Source organism: Salinibacter sp., from assembly GCF_042218895.1.
In the GTDB taxonomy this organism is placed as follows: domain Bacteria; phylum Bacteroidota; class Rhodothermia; order Rhodothermales; family Salinibacteraceae; genus Salinibacter.
The window spans coordinates 26,015-44,483 of sequence record NZ_JBDGQQ010000010.1 but is presented as its reverse complement, the minus strand read 5'-3'; the positions used below and the strand labels follow the sequence as shown (position 1 = coordinate 44,483).

Genomic DNA, 18,469 nt, shown 5'->3' with positions numbered 1-18,469 from the left:
TGAGGAGCACCGGCCCCCTGGAAAGCACGCTACATGGTCGGGATTGCTGGGGACTCCGCAGGGACGTCGTCAGCGAAGTCGTGCACCAGCAGGCCGCTGCGCAGCTTCGGCTCGAACCACGTCGACTTCGGCGGCATTAGGCTGCCTTCGTCCGCCACCGCCACGAGCTCCTCGATGCTCGTGGGGTACATGCTGATGGCCAGCTGCGCCTCCCCCTGGTCGACTTTCTTCTCCAGCGCGCTGGTGCCGCGAATGCCCCCGACAAAATCGATGTTGGAGTTGCGACGTTGGTCCACAATCCCCAACCACGGCTCAAGAATGTATTCGCTCAGGCGGGCGACATCGAGTTGGTCGACGACCTGCTTGCCCCGGGACGGAGGCAGCGCAAGCCGGTGCCAACGCCCCTCCAGGTAAAGACATACGGTTCCTTTCTCAGGGGGCACTGGGTCCTCAACGTCTTTCTCGAGCTCAAAGTCCTCGGTCAGGTGACGCAGGAAGTCGCCGGGGGACTCTGGAAGCTCAAAAACGACCCGATTGTACGCCATGATGTGCATGTGGCTCATCGGGAATAGCACCGCCGTAAACGTCTCGAACGCCCGGGTCTTACCCTCAGAGGTCCGACCGCTCGACTCCCGGCGCAACTCGGCGGCGGCCCGGCTCGCGGCCTTGCATCGATGGTGCCCGTCCGCGATGTAGAAACGATCCACGTCCCGAAACGCCGTCATCAGGGGCTCCGGGACGCTCGCCTTCCAGACCGTGTGCCGTACCTCGTCCTCAGCGACGAAGTCGTAGAGGGGCTCGTCGTTCTGGATGTCGGAGACGAGATCGTGAATCGCCGTCCTATCCCTGTAGGTCAGCATGACCGGCTCAGCATGGGCCTGCTGCGCAAGGATGTGACGCGTCCGATCTTTTTCCTTCGAGGGCCGTGTTTTTTCGTGCTTCACGATGGTTCCGTCGTCGTACTCGGCCACCGACACGCCCCCGAAGACTCCTGTCTGCTTCCGTCCATCCATTACGAGCCGGTACACGTAAACGGCAGGCTCATCCTCCTGAAGGGTATAGTCGGCCTCCACGAACTGCCGCAGGTTGACTGCGCCCTGCTTGTACACTGCATCGTCGTGCTCACCCGCGCTGGGGGGGAGGTCAATTTCGGGCCGGACGATGTGCAGGAAGCTGCGCGGCTTTCCTTTTGCTCGTGCCCGGGCCTCCTTGCTATCGACCACATCGTACGGGACGGACGCGATTTCCTTGACGTGTTGCGGGAGCGGGCGCACGGCCCGAAAGGGACGCAGAGTGGCCATGGAGTGGGTGGCGATTGGTGGCGGCTTTCAGCGAACTAGATCCAGTATACGGGCCAGCCCGTGAAGACGCACATCCAAATCCCCTACAGAAAGTTTATACAACTCCACATCGCGTCGCCGATACCTGAACGTACCGCTCGCCCGGTTTCATGCGGTCGCTGCCCGCTGTGGCACCTGGAGTCTTTCGGCCTCGACACAACTACTGTCACGATCGCAGCCCCGTCTGTTCCCAAAGCGAATCCTCGATTTCGAGGTTGGGCGGTCCAGGACAGGGCTGCACATCACAGTTTTCATTTCCGATCCGCGGTCCATTTCCGACCTCCCCCTTCGACCAATGAACATCACCACACAGGACAGCTTTCGCGACGAAGAGGTTATCCTCGACTACCATAAATACGTCAATTGCACCTTCGAGGACTGTGTGATCGTTTACTACGGGAGCGGCCCCACAGCTGCCGACAACTGTCAGTTCGAGGAGTGCCAGTTTGACTTCCGGGATCCGGCCTCGTCGGTCTTCAATACCCTGCGGTCGTTCTTCCACGGAGGCCTTGAAGAGGTAGCGGTCGACGTACTTGCGACCATCGTGGCGCCGGACGAGGAGACCTCTCCACTGCGGGTTCTAGAGGGAGACCAAGAATCGCGGTTGGTGCTGGACCTTGGTCGTGTCGATCCGGATGATCTTGGCGTGAATGGACGGGGAGGGTCCCAATGACGAAGAATATCTGTGTTTACTTCCCTCCGTCTGGCATCATGCTGCGTCCAGTGAGCCGTTGGTCCACATCCTTCCTCGCGGGTCTCATCCTTCTCTGCCTCGGAGGGCTTGCGCCCCCGTCGGACGCATCCACGACCGTTCACACGGGCCTCTCTCCCCTGCGTCTAGCTCACGCTACAGTGGCCGACGACACGTCCGAGGCAGCCCACCTGGCCCAGTGGTTTCGGACCCATCGGCACCGGCCTCCGTTGCTCCGAGATTTTCTCCAGGCCATGCCGAAGGGGGCCGACCTGCACACTCATCTGATCGGCGCAGTATACGCGGAGTCGTACCTAGCGTGGGCCCGGGAGCAAGGCCTCTGCGCGCAACTGAACCCCGGGAAAATTGTTCAGTGCACTGCCCCGGGAAGAGGGTCGGCGTCCTCTGTGGTGCCGATGGACTCCGTGATGAGCACCTCCTCCCTCTACCGGAAGATGATCGACGCCCTGTCGGTGCGGAACCTGGAGAAGTACCGCACAACAGGACGTGAGCAGTTCTTTGCGACCTTCAACCGGTTTGGGGCCGTCTACCGCGACCAGCCGCTCCGAAAAGGCGATGCCCTCGCCGAACTCGTGCGTCGGGCTGCCTCTCAGAACGTGCAGCACGTCGAGGTCATCATTAACGACAGTCATGGTCGCGCTGACTCCATCGCCTCTACGGTCTCGTACACGAAAGACTGGAGCACCCTCCGTTCACGGTTGCTCGATGCCGGGCTGCGAAGCGCGGTCCAACAGGGCCGGACCTTTCTCACCCAGGCTGAGCAGCGTGCCGATTCTCTCCTGAATTGTGGCACCTCCCCCACGCCCACGGCCTGCACAGTTACGCGTCGGTATCGGATGTACGCAGTTCGGGTGGGCTCGCCCCTGCAGGTGTTCGCCCGGCTCCTGTACGCGGTCGAGCGAGCCCGTGCCGATTCTCGTGTTGAAGCCGTGGACCTGGTCGCCCCGGAGGACCACCGAATCGCCCTCCGGGACTACGACCTCCACATGCGCATGCTTCGATTTCTGCAAACTGCCGGCGCGCCCCCCCAGCAAGATTCAGTCGCGGTGGGACTCCACGCCGGAGAGCTGACCCTGGGCTCCGTTCCGCCCCAGCACTTGCACGATCACGTGTGGACCGCGATCCGGGTTGCGGGCGCCCAGCGAATTGGGCACGGGGTGGATGTGGGATACGAGCACGATACGCGCGCACTCTTCCGGCGCATGCGAACCCAGGACATCTGTGTGGAAGTGTGCCTGACGAGCAATGACGTTATCCTCGATGTCACGGGGGCCTCCCATCCCCTTCCGGACTACCTCGCCGCTGATGTTCCCGTCACCCTGGCGACCGACGACGAGGGCGTGCTCCGCACCGATCTCACCCACGAGTTCGTGCGCGCAAGCCGGACGTACGATCTGACCTACTCGACCGTCAAGACCCTCAGCCGAAACAGCCTGCACTACTCGTTCCTGGATGGACGAAGCCTGTGGCGATCTGATGCCTACGACCGGTACGCCCCGCCCTGTGCTGAGGCGCAGCCTGGCGAGGAGACGGAGCAGATTTCCGCCTCGTGTCGGACGTTTCTGCAGTCCAACCCGAAGGCCGCGGCGGAGTGGCGCCTGGAACGTGCCTTCCACGATTTTGAGACCTCGTACCGTCCCCCGCTCTCTGACCCTTAGCAACAAGCATCCTGGCTGCCCTCCGTGCTTTACTTCGCCTACGGCTCCAACATGCTCACAGAGCGGCTCCGCGCCCGAGTGCAGTCGGCCCAGCCGGTGGCCCGTGCCCGTCTTCCCGACCGAGAACTTCGCTATCATAAAGGCGGGCAGGACGGCTCTGGAAAGTGCAACATCGTTGACGCGACCACAGCGTCCACTCACGTGTGGGGCGTGCTCTTCGACATCGCGTCCGAGGATCTTCCAGCACTTGACGAGGCCGAAGGCCGAGGACACGGGTACGAACGCTGCCGCGTGCATCCCTGTGGGCCCGACTCGGTCGTCGAGGCCTTCGCGTACGTGGCCCAACCCTCTTACGTTGACGAGTCCCTGACGCCGTTCGCGTGGTACTGTGCGGTCGTTCGCGCCGGCGCACGGCAGCATCGCCTTCCCTCCGAGTACCGGTCGAGCCTGGGACCGAGCTCAACCCGTCCCGACCCCAACGAGGACCGCCGCGCCAAGTACCGTAGTCTTCTGGCACAGGCTGGGTTTGCGGACGTATGGGCGCAGACGTGATGGGCCTCAGAACCGAATCTGCACGCCTACGGGAACGGCGGACATCCGCTGAGACTCGGGGTCTGCCCGCAGGGACGAGGGCGTGACGACGGCCCGGAGGTGGTGCACGAGTAGGGCCACGCCCGCGCCCAGGACCGTACCGGCCAGAATGTCGCTGGGGAAGTGAACGCCGAGGTAGACTCGACTCAGGGCCACACTCGTGGCCCAGAGGGCCCCAGGGCCGATTACGTACCACCGGGGGTAGGAAAGGCTCCAGGACATCGCGAGGGCTGCAGAAATGCTCGCGTGTCCGGACGGGAACGAAAGCCGTGCCTCCTTTCCACCAGACGCTTTCCTGTACCGCTCTGCTCGGGACCGCAACGAGTGCCGGGCATACGGGCGGAGGCGTCCTACCATGTGCTTGATTCCGAGCGTGAGCCCGTACGTAACTCCCTGCGCGATGGTCAGGCGGTAGGCTGCCGAAAAGACCGGCTGGTCCCCCGACCCCACGGCCCCAATCCACGCCGCAGGAACGGCCCCGTAGAAGACGGGCCGAGCGGTTGTGTGCGCCCCCCGGAGCGGCACGGCGATCGGGGGAGCCTCCGTGCAGTAGACGGACGCGAGACCGCGGACATCGAGACTCCGGCCCGCCGGATCTGCCTCGCAGAACCGTGAGCTTCGACCCACGGCGGAAGGGACGTGCTCCTCCTGAGCCACCGCGTTGTTCCCCCCACCCCAGGTGAGCAAAACGACCAGAAGGACCAGCGGGCCGGTCGACGTTTCCGTCCGCTCCGACGGAGGGCGGGTCTGGAGCACGGTACGGCTAGACGGCAAAAAAAGCAGACGCCTCCGCTGAGGCTGCTTCGGACTGTGCTCTGCGATCCTCGCGGGCTAGGCCTCTTCGGCCGTGGCTTCGGCCTCTTCCTCGTCAGCTTCATCGCCGGCGTCCTCCTCTCCCGATACGAGCCCAAGCTCTCTGCGCAAGGCCGACTTGATTTCCTCCCGCTCCTCAGGGTGCTCCTCCAGCCACTCCTTCGTGTTTTCTCGCCCCTGCGCGATGGTCTCATCCTGGTACGAGTACCAGGACCCTCGCTTCTGAAGAATGTCGTGCTCGGTCCCTAGGTCGATAATTTCACCGAGGGACGAGATTCCCTCCCCGTAGATGAGGTCGAACTCGGCTTCCTGGAAGGGGGGTGCGACCTTGTTCTTCTTCACCTTCACGCGGGTACGGTTGCCAATGACATCCTGGCTGTCCTTCACCGCCCCGATGCGGCGAATGTCCATGCGGACCGACGAGTAGAACTTGAGCGCCCGCCCCCCCGAGGTCGTCTCCGGGTTGCCGAACATAACCCCGATCTTCATCCGGATCTGGTTGATGAAGATGAGGGCCGTCTTGGTGCGGTTGATCGTGCCCGCCAGCTTACGGAGAGCCTGGCTCATAAGGCGGGCCTGCAGGCCCACGTGCGTGTCGCCCATGTCGCCTTCGAGCTCGGCCTGCGGCACGAGGGCCGAGACAGAGTCGATTACGATGACATCGAGGGCCCCACTGCGCACCAACGTGTCCGTGATATTCAGGGCCTGCTCGCCTGTGTCTGGCTGAGAGATTAGGAGCTCGTCGATGTCGACCCCAAGCTGCTCGGCGTAGTTCGGGTCAAACGCATGCTCGGCGTCGATAAAGGCGCAGGTTCCTCCAAGCTTCTGCGCCTCCGCCACGACGTGGGTCGCGAGCGTCGTCTTGCCCGACGACTCGGGGCCAAAGATTTCTGTAATGCGACCACGCGGAACGCCTCCCACGCCCAGCGCCTCGTCGAGAGCGAGCGACCCGGTCGGGATGGCCTCTACGTCTCGATTGGGGTCGTCGCTGAGGCGCATGATCGAACCTTCCCCATGCTCTCGCTCGATCTGTTCGACCGCAAGATCCAGGGCTTTCTCCTTTGCTTCTCCGTTTTCGTCTGACATATCGTGGCTGGCGCGACTAATCGAGGAAAAAATGTTAGCTTGGCCGTCCGATTCAGGGAAGTGCCAATCGGCCGTGGAGCCCATAGACACGTGAAAACCGTAATTCTAACGTGCGACTTCCCGTTTTGCGGACGACCGGAATAACGACTATTCTGCCAACGAGAGTCACTGCATAGTGGTCCTCCGCCCGAACGAACTGCACATGCTTTGAACATATGAGCTGCCGGCACAAAGTTTCAATCTCGGTACAGATCCACACAAGGCAACTCGGCCTTGACGAGAATTTACCTGAATTGTTTTTCTGTAAATTTCTCTCTCGCAGCGTTTTATGACTGTACGATTCGTCCTATACTACCCTTTCCACGGGAGATGCGGTTTTGGTCACTTAAACACACTGTGGGCAAGCACTTCGGCGATGGTGAGCGGCAGGGTGGACAGTTCTCGGGTTCATGCCTCGGATCCCGGGTCCCACTCGAACACGAGGAGGCGGTACGTAATCGCCCCGGCCGCAAGGCACTGCTGAAGCGCGTGCCCGCCGATCAGGCCCCGAAAGTAATCCCACTTCCAGAGCAGGGGCCGGAGCGGAACAACAAGCCACTCAATCAACTGGTCGCGGGGCCGCCGCAGAGCAAGTGCAGAGGTCAGGTCCACCTGCTTCGTGAGCCGAAATCCGCACGCTTTGGCCTCCGCCCGTGCCTCCCGGACTGAGCAGAGCCCCCGAGCATGCCATCCGTTCTGGAAGGTGTCGATCCAGGACTGCACCGGCGGGGCCCGGTCGGGACGTTGGGCCGGAGGGACTAGGAAGTCGTCGATCAAAACGAGGCGCGCGCCGGGACGGAGGACCCGGGCCGTTTCTTCGAACACTGCCTGCGTCTGTCGAGCGAGCACGAAGGACTCAATTCCGAAGGCAAGATCCACGGGACCGAGATTGGGCAGGTCGTGAAAGTCGGCTTCGCGAAACGTATACCTGCAAGACGGAACCCCGGCCTGGCGCAGTGACTGGCGAGCTAAGCGCACCTGCGTGCCGCTGAGCGTGACGCCGGTGGCGCGCATCGGACCCTCGAAGCGGTTGAGCAAGTACTCGACTGCACCCCCCACGCCGCATCCCAGGTCGAGGACGTGGAACGACCGCCTAGGCGAGTCGCCCGGGGCGGGGTGCGTTTCGGCAGGGCCGACCCGGTGGGCGGCCCGAAGCACAAGTTGGTAGGGGTACGCAAAAGCCTCCTCCCGGGTCTCCACCCCTTCCCCCCACACCGGACGGTGAAGAGAACGCGTCGATCGTCCACCGCTGAGCGCCAGGAAGAGCTGCGTATTGCGCTCATAATAGCGGCGGAGCACGTCGGTGGGCGATGTGGAGGAGGTTGCCATGTCAAAGCGGGCCGGATGGCTTAAAGCGCGCAGATGCGTTCGGAACCACGCCGGGCGACCCTTCGGACACTCCACAGGCGGTCCGATGAGTCGAGACGGTCCGGCGAAACGGGATCAGTCCTCAGGGTGCAGGTCTTCGTCCTGCCGCCGCACCTCCCACACCATGTGCTGCAGCTCAGGGACGATGAGCTTGTCCATCGCTAGCTCAACGGCGTTGGTTGATCCGGGCAATGCGAAGACAAGCCGGCTGCGGCAGACCCCGGCCGTGGCTCTGGACAGCATGGCAGCGGCCCCAACGTCTTCGTAGGAAAGCATGCGGAAGAGCTCCCCGAATCCGGGAAGCTCCTGCTCTATGAAGCTACTCACGACTTCGTAGGTGCCGTCACGGTGGCTGATGCCGGTTCCTCCGCTCAGAAGGACCGCGTCCACCTCCGGAGTCTGGGTGAGATTGTCTAGGATCGAGGCGATGCGGCTTTGCTCGTCGGGTACGACTTCCCGACGGACGACCGCGTGGCCGGCGGCCTCCAGGCGCTCCTGCATGAGCGGCCCGCTTTCGTCGTCCTCCATCGTGCGAGTGTCGCTCACAGTGACGAGGGCGCACCGGACCGTTTCCGATTGGGCGGCTTCCCGGTGCTGCTCGTGGCTTGCCTCAGGAGCCGCGGCCGACGGGCTAGAGGCCTCCTCTGCCTCGGGCGAAGACGTCCCGCTGGAGGACACGGTGCCGGGGGAAGCGTCCGCCCCGAGAGAGGCAGGATTCTCCGACGGGCGGTCCGAGGTCGCCCGGTGGTAGTCCCCGCTCTGTCCGCCGGTTTTAGTCAGGAGACAGATGTCTTCGATGCGAGCCGCTTGGGGAGAGCAAGCCTCACACACGGCGAGTGCAGCCATCGACGCGCCGGTCAGGGCTTCCATCTCAACGCCCGTGGGGCCTACAGTTCGGGCCGCAGCCCGCACCAGAACCTGCGAGCGATCGGGATGCAACGACACATCCACCCCGACGCGTTCAAGGGAGATATCGTGGCAGAGCGGAACGAGATGGCTCGTCCGCCGAATCCCCTCGCGACCGGCGGCCTGTGCGGCAGTGGGGAGTGAATACGCCTCGAGGCCCTGCTCTCGGAGGTCCGCAAAGGCCGAGGGCTGAACCGCCACGCGTCCTTCCGCTACGGCTGTCCGGACGGTGTCGGGCTTCCCCGACACGTCGACCATGTGCGCGTCGCCCTCCGCGTCGAGGTGAGAAAATGAGTCGGTACTCGCTGAGTCGGACATGGGAGGAGTCATCGATGTCACTGGGAGTCGATGTCACTAGGAGAGGGAACGAGCGGACGGGCGTGCCCACGAAAGCCACTCAATGTCGACAGGGGTCCCGGAGGAGGGGTCCTCCATCGACTCGGGAAGGTGGATCAGACAGTTCGCCCGGGCCATCGGTGCGAAGAACCCGCTGGACTGAGGCCCCTGAACCCGGGCTTGCAACTGGCCACCGTCGTCGGTGGTGGCCACGCCTCGTGCAAAGTGGTGCAGGCCCGCGGGCTTCTGGACAGGCGCCTGTAGGGACGCCGGGAGGCGCGGGGGCGTCGCCGGCTCCAGACCGACCATGGTCGCCAGCGCAGGACGGACGTGGATCTCGAAGCACACGGAGGCGGTAGTCGGGTTTCCGGGAAGCCCCACCACGGGAGTATCCCGAAGCGTGCCGAACCCAAACGGACGCCCGGGCCGCTGGCGAACCCGCCAGAACGACCACGTCATATCCATCGCCCGGAGGACCGGGCGGACGTGGTCGTACTGGCCGGCGGACATGCCCCCGGCCATGAGCACCAGGTCGGCGTCGAGCGCCGCGCCTACCGCCTCTCGGAGGGCCGCCTCGTCGTCCTCAACGTGCAGCAGCGGCCCGGGGGTGGCTCCGGCCGCGCGAATCTGGGCGGTCAGCGTGGGGGTATTCACGTCTCGAATCTTCCCCGGCCCCGGGGTCTCCGTAAAGTCGACCAGCTCGTCTCCCGTGGCAACGACCGCGACCTGGGGACGGGACGACACCCGCACCTCGTCGATCCCCAGCATGGCGAGCAGGCCCACGACCGGCGGTGTGATTCGGGTCCCAGCTTCGAAGAGCAGCTGGTCCTCCTCGATGTCCATGGCTGCCTGGCGAACATGCGTTCCCTTGGCGGGGGCCTCCTGGAGACGGACGTGGTCGTCGTCTATGCGCTCGGCCTCTTCCACCGGCACCACCGTGTTGGCGCCGTCCGGCAGAGGCGCCCCGGTCATGATCTCCGCACATGTGCCGGAGACAATTTCTGTCTCTGGGGCCTGGCCGGCGGGCACCTCCTCCACAATGCGGAGATGCGTGGGGGGAGTGCCGAGGTCCTCCGCCCGTGCCGCAAACCCGTCCATTGCCGAGTTGTCGAAGGCCGGGACCTCCTCGGGACTGCGCACGTCCTGCACGAGCACCCGATCCTGTGCATCGCTCAGTCCGACGCACTCAGCGGGCTGTCGGGGAAGGTCCTCCAGCACGAGACGGCGCGCATCGTCGAAAGAAACGTACGTCCGCATATGACTGCTGGCTATTGGGGGCGGCGTGGAGAGGAGTTACGAGGACGTGCCGGTGCGCGAGGCCTGTGTGCCGCTCGCTGCTCCAGATTTCCACTCGGCCTCTCCGTCGGCGTAAACCTCCCGCTTCCAGATCGGCACATCCATCTTTAGGCGGTCGATCAGAAACCGGCAGGCCCCGAAGGCGGCGGCGCGGTGGGGAGCCGCCGCGCCACACAGGACGCTCGCCTCGGTTGGCGGGACCGTCCCAAGCCGGTGCACGACACAGGCCCGGCGCAGATCCGGCCACTCCCGACGGGCCTCCGTCATGAGACGCTCCATCTGCGTCAGGGCCATGGGCTGGTAGGCCTCGAACTCCAGGCGAACCGTTTCCCGCCCCTCGGTCCACCGGCGCGTGGTGCCGGCAAATAAGCTCACACCCCCAGTGCTCGGGCCACGCAAAAATGCATCCGCGGCCTCAAGATCGAGTGGGGAATGCTGGAGCCGCGCCCAGATTTGATCAGTGTGGATCTCCTGTGCGTCCATGGGGCGAAGGGATTGCACTGGAAGAGGAGGCGATCAGCCACCACTGACGGGGGTGATGAGGGCCACTTCGTCTCCGTCGGAGAGCGTGGTTGATGGGTCCGCAAAAGATTGGTTGACGGCCAGCCGGGCGTCCCCCCGGTGCTCGGCGACGGGCGGATAGCGCCGCTCCAGGCGATCCAGCAACTCCTCGCCCGTGGTAGAGGCGGGGAGCGAGAGCGTGATCTCGCCGGTGCCGGTTTTCTCCCGAAGAACGCTGAAGAAAAGAACGGTCACGCGGATGGTCTTCGGCGAAATGGACGAGGGACTCGCGGCGTCCACGGTGGGATGGGACCAAACAGTGTACTCTGGAAAGCAGGAAGACGGAGCGGCCGGACCGCGTGCCCGACGAAAGGCAGCTCCGGGCTGGGCTATCCGCCGATGGTGATCATAGGGCGGTTTTGGTCAGCCTGTTTCGCCTCCATGTCCATGCCGGCGTGGCGGGCCTCTTTCCCGTCGACGGCCTGGCTGATTATCTCGGCCAGTTCCGCGTCCGTAGCCCCCTCCCGAAGCGGACGGCGGAGGCTCGTTTCTCCCTTCCCGAAGAGGCAAACCTTCAAGTGCCCGTCGGCCGTGAGGCGAAGCCGGGTACAGCCCGCACAGAAGGGTGCAGTCATGGACGCTATGAACCCGATCGTGCCTTCGTGGCCCGGCTGCTGGAAGGTGCGGGACGTGGAGTGGGGGCTGTTGTCGAGAGGCTGGAGTTCGGTCCCGAGCTCGTCCTCGAGTCGTGCCTGCATCCGCTCCCACGACATGAAGCGCTCCTCCGAAAAGGAATTGCCCTGAAACGGCATCAGTTCAATGAAGCGCACCGCCAGGGGACGCTCCGCGGCCAAGCGAGCAAAGTCGGCCAGTTCGTCCTCATTTTCCCCCTCCATCACCACGCAGTTCACCTTGGTCTGGAGGCCCGCCGCCAGCGCCGCATCGATCGCGTCCAGAACGAGTTGGTGGCCTTCCCGGCGTGTCAATTCTTTAAAGCGATCGGGCCGGAGCGTATCGAGGCTGATGTTGATCTGTTGCAGCTCCGCCTCGGCTAGGGCGTCGATCTTCTTCGGGAGGAGAAAGCCATTGGTGGTAAGGGCAAGCGTGTCGACACCGTCAATCTGGCCCAGTCGGGCGGCAAGCTGCTCCGCGTCCGGCCGCAGGAGCGGCTCGCCCCCTGTCAGGCGGATCTTCGACACGCCGTGACGGACGAAGAGGCGAGCCAGGCGCACCACCTCGTCATCGGACAGGATCCGGGAATCGGGCGTGAGGTCGACGCCATCCTCCGGCATACAGTATCGACACCGGAGCTGACACCGCTCAACGATGGAGACCCGCAGATACGTGTGATGGCGTCCAAACGTGTCGGTCAGCACATCGGAGGTCACTGGATCAGCCTTGGAAGAGGCCTGCGGCGGGGGAGACATGACGCCTTCAGGATACTTGAGGTCAGCGTGAGGAAGTTTCGCAGTTCACGCCTGGGATTTGGGCACGTGGATGGTTCGTCAGAGGATTCACGCAGAGAGGTTTGACTCACCGCACAACAAGTCCTGTAACTGCGCATCAGATTCGCAGTTGGCAGGCCGAAAGCCGGAGCCGTAACGTTCCTGCAATGCCGCTGGTGAGGACTTTTTCCTGACAACCTATCCACCGAAGCCTCTGTACTTTCGGCAGTCGTAATCGAAACTAGATACTCGCTTCTATGGACCGTTTGTTTACAGATACAGCTAGAACATTTACCGTTGCTGTCCTCCTCAGCCTTGCCCTGGTGATCGGTGGCTGCGACTCCGGCGGCAGCTCTCCCAACCGTAACGTCACCAAGACGTTCACTGTCACGGTGCAGAGCATCACGAGCAACTATCCCTACGCCGACCAGAACAACATCGGGGTCGCGTATGCCATCGACGGCGAGGTTGGAAAGGTGATCACTCTTCAGCGGGGCGAGACTTACGAGTTCGTGCTCGACTACAGCTCCAACCACCCGTTTTACGTGGGTACGAACGCGGAGGGGAAGGGTACCGGGCGGTACACCGACGGGGTGGAAATGCCGGACGGGAATAACACGCAGGGCATCTCAGTTTTCTTCACGGTCCCGAGTTCCGCGCCTGATTCCCTCTTCTACCAGTGCGGCATTCACCAATACATGGGTGGGAAGATGAACATCGCGAATTAAGCGCTCAATGGCCGGTTTGGGGACTGCGGCTCTGCGAGACTCACCCGATAAATGAGGACTTCGGTATGCACGCATCTGGTCCTCAACCTTCAGGTACAACCTGTCCGATCCCCTCCGCCACCTTGTTCCGTCCGGCGATCAGGGCGGCCGCGATGCCGGACATGGCGGCGCTGATCGGAGCCGTGCTCCTGGCCATCCTCCCATTGAGTGCGCTGGTGCCCACGTCCGCATCCGCCCAGGCCTGGACGCAGGGGGCAGGACAGACGTATACGAAGTTCAGCTACAGTAGCATCACGGCGAGCGACCGCTACACCTTCGACGGCCGGCAGGTAGACTACAATGAGAGTCAGGCGGCCACCCCATTTCAGGACCGGAGCCTCTACCTGTACACCGAGCTGGGCGTGACCGACGACGTGACGCTCGTCCTCAACGTCCCCATCAAGCGTCTCACGATTCGGAGCCCAACGTTTCGCTACGAAACCCAGGCTCTTGGGTCTGTGAAGCTGGGAGGGCGGTACGACCTCGACGCGCTCCTTGGCGTGCTTGGCCCTCCGGACCAGCTGGCGCTGAACGGCACCGCAACGCTCCCGACCGGATACACGCGCAACTACCGGCCCAGCGCGGGTCCTGGACAGGTCAATCTCTCCCTGACGGTAGACTACGGGCGCAGCCTGAGCGCGCTTCCGCTTTATGTCCAGGTGGGCGCTGGCTTTCGGTACCGATCGGGCTGGTACGGGCTCTCCCGGGCCAAGCCCTGCCAACCGGGGTCCGACATCGACTGCCTGGCCGACCAAACGGAAGACCTGGGCGATGAGTGGCTGGCGTCAGCCGAGATAGGCGCCACCCCCTTCGGAGGGGGGATGCTCGTGCAGGGGCTCACCAGAGCCACCTGGTCGGTCCGAAGCCCGCAGACCTCCTTCCTCGCGTCGAACCCGGTCCCCAAACGCCGGCGTTCAGTCAAGGTGGGAGGGGGCCTCACCGTGTATCCGTCCAGACTGCTGGGCGCAGGCGTCCTCTCGACGCTGGGAATCGGCGTGCAGGCCTACTGGACGCCGGTCGGCCGGAACACGATCCGTTCGCGCGATCTGTTCGTAGGTGTGGAGTACAGCACGGCTCTCTAGTGTCCTCCATGGAATCAGCCTCGCAGGTTGGTGTCGTCAACGCAGCCCCCTGCACCGGCAGCACGGCGTCTCCTTCGCTATCACAAGAGACCCATCCTCCCATGAGTGAGACCCGCCGCACTTTTCTTCGGCACGCTGGCGGCGCCCTGGTCGGACTCACGCTGGCCCCCTTGGCGGCCTGCGAGCGCAACGAGGTTATGACCCTTCAGCAGGGCCAGTCGCTTCCGTTCAAGACACCAGTTCCCGACTTTTACGTCATAAATGGAGGACGGGAAGCTGTGGACGGGTGGCCCGGGGTGCCCGACCTGAGCCGCTCCGACTGGACCCTGGAGGTGGAAGGGCTGGTGGACCGGTCCCTGACGCTGAGCTACTCCGACCTGACGGAGGCGGAGGACCTGCCGGAGGTGTCCCTGCTGAAGACCATGCGGTGCGTGTCGGATCCGACCCCGACCGTGCTACCGGAGAACTTGCTGTACGCCGGCACGGCGGTGTGGACGGGCGTGCCGCTGCGGGCCGTGCTCCAGCGAGCTGGCATCGACCGGGAGAAGACCAACCGCCTGCGCCTCTACGCGGAGGATGGCTACAACAACAATCTGCCGATTGGCCGGGTCTACGGGCCGGACGTGAAGACCGGCCCCATTCTGGCGTACCGGATGAACGGCCAAGTCCTCCCCCGCGACCATGGGTTCCCGGTCCGCGTGGTAGCCCCTCGCCTCTACGGCTACAAAAACGTGAAGTGGCTCGCCCGGATCGAGGCGACCGACAACGACAGCGTCTTCGGGCAATACCAGAACCGGCTCGGGTTTGTGGACGACGCCGACGTGCGGGCGACCAGTCGCGTGTCCGATCCCCTTCCGGGAAACGAGGTTCCCGCCGGTGACGTGCGGGTGGAGGGGTATGCCCTAAGCGGGTACGCCGGAGTGGACCGCGTGGACGTTGCCGTGGACGACGGCCCGTTCCGCCCGGCCTCGATCCAGAGCCGCGAGTCGGTGGCCGAAGCCAATCCTGATGTCCAAGGCACCCGGCAGTGGCAGGATCGGTCGTCCTTCGAGTACCCCTTTGCCGGCGTGTGGGCGCTGTGGTCGACCACCGTCACGCTCAGCCAGGGACAGCGCACCATTCGCGTGCGCACCACCGACCGCGCCGGGAACCAGCAGCCGCCCACAGACCCCGATCCGAACGACGGATCCAACGCGATCGCGGAAGTGGAGGTGACGGTGACCTAGCGCGCCTCGGCTTCCCTCCCCACGGACGACTGCCACGGCGGGACTGCTCGCGCCCCTGTAGAGTACGGCCTAACGGCGATTCTTCTCTCGAGTCTCTAGTCTGGCGAGAACGCGAGCCGCCCCCTCCCTTCCCTACCCGCATGATTCTGGGGTTACTTCTCCGCAGGCCCCTTTCTTTCGGGGACGTGGGAGGCTGGGCCCCAGCAGGCTGGACAGGCGCATGTGTGCTACCGAAAGGCTCCCCCAACCCACCCCTGCCTACCCTGCGTTCAGTCGTGCGGCGCACGCAGCACTTACCGGTATTCCAGGCTCTTCTCGTTGAGCCTATGGCAGAGATCAGGGTCTTCCACCATCTGTTCGAGACGCTGCTTTGCCGTTTCTAATTGATCGGTCGAGGCGTTGTCCTTGAACGGGCGGTCGATGCTTTCATCCCACTTTCCGCCAACGGTGGCGTCGTAGGCGATGCGAAGGAAACAGTGGTCGAAATGCACGGGGTAATTCTCTTGTTGCGCCCGCTCCGGCAACACCTCTTTCGCCAGGTGTTCGATCTCGTCGTTCAGCTCTTGTCGAGTCATTTGGTATACAGAACCGACGTGGTCATCTCGTGATTTCAGGACCGTGTCCCGCCCTGATTTTTGCGACCTCGAATCAATGCTCCTTCGGCCAAGAACGGGATTGTTGACGAAACGTTGTCCGTCCGCTCCACGGCGGGGAGGCGCAAGATGCGCCGGCGTTGGGCCAGCATCGCCTTGGTCGTGGTAGTCACGCTCCCGCGCCACTCCCACCAGCCACGGATTGAGTCGCCTCGATGCTCCGCCGGATGGCAGCTGTCTCCCTCCTCTTGCGGCCCGGAGCGAGAGGAGCAGAGCGCAGACGCCTCTGGGCCTTCAGCCCGTCTAGCAAGGTTACTGTGAAGTTATAAGCTTGAAGTCCCGGCGGTCCTCCGGATCCGCACCCGTCAGGTTACGGTAGGCTGGGGTAAATCCGTATCACTTGTCCCTCAGTCATGCCGACATCTGATCACCATGTCCCTCGGACCACCTCTGTCGACCGGGCGGCTCGGGACGGCTCGCCCGAATCGGCCCTCCGCGAACAAGCGGTAGCGGCTTTCGGGGCGCTCCGGCGTCGCGCGGGGTATGGGGTCCCCCCGGAGCGTCTGCGGGCATTTCTGCAGGATAAAACCCTCGCCCCCGAAACCCTCTTCAGCACGCTGGCCGACTTCGGTCGTGCACACGGACTGGTGGCCACCGCCACCTCTGTTGATCCTCATGGCCTTCCGCAGCAGGCTATGGCGGGGGATCTTCTGCTGCTTCCTGGCCCGACGCTGGGACTGCTCGAAGGTGTGCGGCCCGGGGAAAACGAGATTACGATCTACGACGTGGAGGCGGAAGCGATCCGACAGATCGAAGTGGGCGATCTCGCTGATGCCGAGGCTCCGCTCCAGCTCTTCCACGTCGATGGGGAGGCCCGAAGCTTCCTACACGACGACACGCAGGATCCAGACCTGCGCGGGGACACCTCAGCCCACTACGATCCCCACGACCACCAAGAAAACATCCAGGAGACGTTCAGCAGTCTCCTGCGGCTTCTGAGCGACGAGTCGAGCGACCTTATTACCGTGGCGGTATACGCGTCCGTAGTGGGGCTCTTCTCGCTGACTATCCCGATTGCCTCACAAGGGATCATCGACTCCGTCTCACTGGGCACCTTCACCAACCAGATCATCGTGCTCAGTGCGGCTGTGAGTGCGGGCCTGCTGCTCTACGGCGGGTTCAACGTGCTGCAGTACTACACGGTCGACATGTTGCAGCGGCGCCTTTTTGCGTCTACGGCCTTGGAGATGGCCTATCGCCTGCCGGCGATGCGGCGCTCGGCGCTGGAGGGGGAGTACGGCCCCGCCTTGATAAACCGGTTCTTTGACGTGGTTTCGATGCAGAAAAGCCTCTCGAAGCTACTCCTCAACGGGATGGAGTACGCCTTGATCGCCCTGGCGAGCCTCGTGCTGCTTACCTTCTACAGCTCGCTCTTCCTCGCTGTAGGCCTGTTGGCGGTCCTGTTTGTGCCCGTGCTTATCTGGGGCCTGGGTCGGAATGGGCTTCAGACAAGCATCGAACAGTCCAGCACGAAGTACGCGATGGCACACTGGCTCGAAGACCTCGCCCGGTGCCAGCAGAGCTTCAAGCTCAATGGAGCTATGTCGTACGTACACGCCCGCACCGACCGGCTGGCATCCGAGTACGTGCGGACTCGGGGGAACCACTTCCGCATCTTTGGGCGGCAGCTGGCGGCGGCAGCGGTCTTTCGGGCCCTCATCGTGGGACTGGCCCTCGGCGTTGGGGGGTACCTCGTGACCAGCGGCAGCATCACGCTTGGCCAGTTCGTCGCGGCGGAGCTCGTGATCGCTTACCTCACGCGGTACGGCTTCGATCTTGTGGAGCTGTTCGTGTCCGGCTACGACCTTCTGACAGCGATCAGCAAGATCCTGCACGTGACCGAGAAGCCGCTAGAGTCGCTGGGCGGCGAGGACGTCCCGTCGGGATCGGGACCCGCTACGCTCCGGCTGCAGGACGTAACCATTAGCTACGGCGACGGGCATCCGGCGCTCGACGAGGTGTCGTTCGACGTAGAGGCTGGCAGTCACCTGTGTGTCCTGGGGGAAAGCGGAGCCGGGAAAACGACACTCACCCGTGCACTGATGCGACTGCGTGCCCTGGATCGGGGGCGGATCGCGTTCGACGGGCACGACATCTCACGCTTCGACCCGCAGGCCTACCGCAAGTCCGTGGGCCTGGCCATGCCGAACGACGAGCTCTTCAAGGGGACCGTGGAGGAAAACATTACCATGGGACGGTCCTTCGACTACGACGACCTGAGTCGGGCCCTTCACCTCGCCGGTCTCGACGAAGAGGTTCTGGAGCTCCCCGATGGCCTCAAGACGCCCGTCAACTCCGCCGGGCTGGAGTTTCCGGAGGGGCTCGTGCGGCGCATCATGATTGCGCGGGCGGTGATTGGGGATCCGCGCCTGCTCATCCTCGACGAAGCGTTCAATGGGGTGGAGGAGTCAATGAAACAGCAACTAGCCGACCGCATCTACGGGCACGACGTCTGGACGCTGATCTCAGTCGTCGACGACAACCCCACGGCTGTGCGTCACGCCGACCGCATTGTCGTCCTTGATGGGGGCAAGGTTGTGTGGACCGGCGTGCCCGACCGACTGCGGCGCGAACCGGGAGAGTTTCTGGAGCAGCACTTTCCCAAGCTTGTAGCGTCGCTCCGTCGCGACCCTGTGGTGTCCTAGTGGCC

The 18,469-nt window shown here is 63.8% G+C and carries 17 protein-coding genes; 7 read left to right on the top strand and 10 right to left on the bottom strand.

Features of this window, described 5'->3' with window-relative positions; genetic code table 11:
- Positions 1-29 precede the first annotated feature (29 nt).
- Positions 30-1,301: a DUF1015 domain-containing protein gene (locus tag ABEL04_RS00955; RefSeq protein WP_375800498.1), complete on the bottom strand. Its 1,272-nt coding sequence runs from the start codon at positions 1,299-1,301 to the stop codon at positions 30-32.
- A gap of 334 nt (positions 1,302-1,635) precedes the next feature.
- On the opposite strand from ABEL04_RS00955, the gene ABEL04_RS00950 reads away from it, so the two are divergent.
- From ABEL04_RS00950 to ABEL04_RS00940, 3 genes are all read left to right on the top strand, one after another.
- Positions 1,636-2,013, top strand: a complete 378-nt coding sequence (locus ABEL04_RS00950) for a hypothetical protein (RefSeq protein ID WP_375800497.1) — start codon at positions 1,636-1,638, stop codon at positions 2,011-2,013.
- Positions 2,014-2,192: 179 nt separating this feature from the next.
- On the top strand, positions 2,193-3,710 hold the full coding sequence (locus ABEL04_RS00945) for an adenosine deaminase (RefSeq protein WP_375800496.1): 1,518 nt from the start codon (positions 2,193-2,195) through the stop codon (positions 3,708-3,710).
- A gap of 24 nt (positions 3,711-3,734) precedes the next feature.
- A complete protein-coding gene (locus ABEL04_RS00940) occupies positions 3,735-4,262 on the top strand; it encodes a gamma-glutamylcyclotransferase family protein (RefSeq protein ID WP_375800495.1) in 528 nt (175 codons plus the stop codon).
- Between the two features lie 6 nt (positions 4,263-4,268).
- Here the strand turns inward: ABEL04_RS00940 and ABEL04_RS00935 are convergent, their stop codons facing one another.
- The 8 genes from ABEL04_RS00935 to moaA all read right to left on the bottom strand — a co-directional run bounded on the left by ABEL04_RS00935 (position 4,269) and on the right by moaA (position 12,073).
- Positions 4,269-5,057, bottom strand: coding sequence for a phosphatase PAP2 family protein (locus ABEL04_RS00935; protein WP_375800494.1), 789 nt, complete (start codon positions 5,055-5,057; stop codon positions 4,269-4,271).
- A gap of 75 nt (positions 5,058-5,132) precedes the next feature.
- Positions 5,133-6,221, bottom strand: a complete 1,089-nt coding sequence (gene recA / locus ABEL04_RS00930; protein WP_375800539.1) for a recombinase RecA — start codon at positions 6,219-6,221, stop codon at positions 5,133-5,135.
- A gap of 426 nt (positions 6,222-6,647) precedes the next feature.
- Entirely contained in the window at positions 6,648-7,568 is a 921-nt protein-coding gene (locus tag ABEL04_RS00925) for an SAM-dependent methyltransferase (protein WP_375800493.1), read from the bottom strand.
- Between the two features lie 114 nt (positions 7,569-7,682).
- Entirely contained in the window at positions 7,683-8,831 is a 1,149-nt protein-coding gene (locus ABEL04_RS00920; RefSeq protein WP_375800492.1) for a molybdenum cofactor synthesis domain-containing protein, read from the bottom strand.
- Between the two features lie 36 nt (positions 8,832-8,867).
- Positions 8,868-10,106, bottom strand: a complete 1,239-nt coding sequence (gene glp / locus ABEL04_RS00915) for a gephyrin-like molybdotransferase Glp (protein WP_375800491.1) — start codon at positions 10,104-10,106, stop codon at positions 8,868-8,870.
- Between the two features lie 36 nt (positions 10,107-10,142).
- On the bottom strand, positions 10,143-10,628 hold the full coding sequence (locus ABEL04_RS00910; protein ID WP_375800490.1) for a molybdenum cofactor biosynthesis protein MoaE: 486 nt from the start codon (positions 10,626-10,628) through the stop codon (positions 10,143-10,145).
- A 33-nt stretch (positions 10,629-10,661) separates the two neighbouring features.
- On the bottom strand, positions 10,662-10,946 hold the full coding sequence (gene moaD / locus ABEL04_RS00905; protein WP_375800489.1) for a molybdopterin converting factor subunit 1: 285 nt from the start codon (positions 10,944-10,946) through the stop codon (positions 10,662-10,664).
- An 89-nt stretch (positions 10,947-11,035) separates the two neighbouring features.
- The gene (gene moaA / locus ABEL04_RS00900) at positions 11,036-12,073 is read right to left on the bottom strand and encodes a GTP 3',8-cyclase MoaA (protein WP_375800488.1); all 1,038 of its coding nucleotides are present in this window, start codon (positions 12,071-12,073) and stop codon (positions 11,036-11,038) included.
- A 275-nt stretch (positions 12,074-12,348) separates the two neighbouring features.
- Between moaA and ABEL04_RS00895 the strand changes: the two genes are divergently transcribed.
- The 3 genes from ABEL04_RS00895 to ABEL04_RS00885 all read left to right on the top strand — a co-directional run bounded on the left by ABEL04_RS00895 (position 12,349) and on the right by ABEL04_RS00885 (position 15,166).
- Positions 12,349-12,819 carry a hypothetical protein gene (locus tag ABEL04_RS00895; protein WP_375800487.1) on the top strand — a complete coding sequence of 157 codons (471 nt, stop codon included), beginning with the start codon at positions 12,349-12,351 and terminating at the stop codon, positions 12,817-12,819.
- A 122-nt stretch (positions 12,820-12,941) separates the two neighbouring features.
- Positions 12,942-13,940 (top strand): hypothetical protein, encoded by a 999-nt coding sequence (locus ABEL04_RS00890; RefSeq protein WP_375800486.1) that lies wholly within the window; start codon positions 12,942-12,944, stop codon positions 13,938-13,940.
- A gap of 101 nt (positions 13,941-14,041) precedes the next feature.
- Positions 14,042-15,166, top strand: coding sequence for a molybdopterin-dependent oxidoreductase (locus ABEL04_RS00885; protein ID WP_375800485.1), 1,125 nt, complete (start codon positions 14,042-14,044; stop codon positions 15,164-15,166).
- A gap of 293 nt (positions 15,167-15,459) precedes the next feature.
- Here the strand turns inward: ABEL04_RS00885 and ABEL04_RS00880 are convergent, their stop codons facing one another.
- The gene (locus ABEL04_RS00880; RefSeq protein WP_375800484.1) at positions 15,460-15,741 is read right to left on the bottom strand and encodes a GCN5-related N-acetyltransferase; all 282 of its coding nucleotides are present in this window, start codon (positions 15,739-15,741) and stop codon (positions 15,460-15,462) included.
- Between the two features lie 431 nt (positions 15,742-16,172).
- Between ABEL04_RS00880 and ABEL04_RS00875 the strand changes: the two genes are divergently transcribed.
- Positions 16,173-18,464: a peptidase domain-containing ABC transporter gene (locus tag ABEL04_RS00875; RefSeq protein WP_375800483.1), complete on the top strand. Its 2,292-nt coding sequence runs from the start codon at positions 16,173-16,175 to the stop codon at positions 18,462-18,464.
- Positions 18,465-18,469: the final 5 nt, after the last annotated feature.

Coding starts and splice junctions, on each gene's coding strand:
- ABEL04_RS00955 (WP_375800498.1), bottom strand. CDS start 1,301: ATGGCCACTCTGCGTCCCTTTCGGGCCGTGCGCCCGCTCCCGCAACAC.
- ABEL04_RS00950 (WP_375800497.1), top strand. CDS start 1,636: ATGAACATCACCACACAGGACAGCTTTCGCGACGAAGAGGTTATCCTC.
- ABEL04_RS00925 (WP_375800493.1), bottom strand. CDS start 7,568: ATGGCAACCTCCTCCACATCGCCCACCGACGTGCTCCGCCGCTATTAT.
- ABEL04_RS00920 (WP_375800492.1), bottom strand. CDS start 8,831: ATGTCCGACTCAGCGAGTACCGACTCATTTTCTCACCTCGACGCGGAG.
- glp (WP_375800491.1), bottom strand. CDS start 10,106: ATGCGGACGTACGTTTCTTTCGACGATGCGCGCCGTCTCGTGCTGGAG.
- ABEL04_RS00910 (WP_375800490.1), bottom strand. CDS start 10,628: ATGGACGCACAGGAGATCCACACTGATCAAATCTGGGCGCGGCTCCAG.
- moaA (WP_375800488.1), bottom strand. CDS start 12,073: ATGTCTCCCCCGCCGCAGGCCTCTTCCAAGGCTGATCCAGTGACCTCC.
- ABEL04_RS00895 (WP_375800487.1), top strand. CDS start 12,349: ATGGACCGTTTGTTTACAGATACAGCTAGAACATTTACCGTTGCTGTC.
- ABEL04_RS00885 (WP_375800485.1), top strand. CDS start 14,042: ATGAGTGAGACCCGCCGCACTTTTCTTCGGCACGCTGGCGGCGCCCTG.
- ABEL04_RS00880 (WP_375800484.1), bottom strand. CDS start 15,741: ATGACTCGACAAGAGCTGAACGACGAGATCGAACACCTGGCGAAAGAG.
- ABEL04_RS00875 (WP_375800483.1), top strand. CDS start 16,173: ATGCCGACATCTGATCACCATGTCCCTCGGACCACCTCTGTCGACCGG.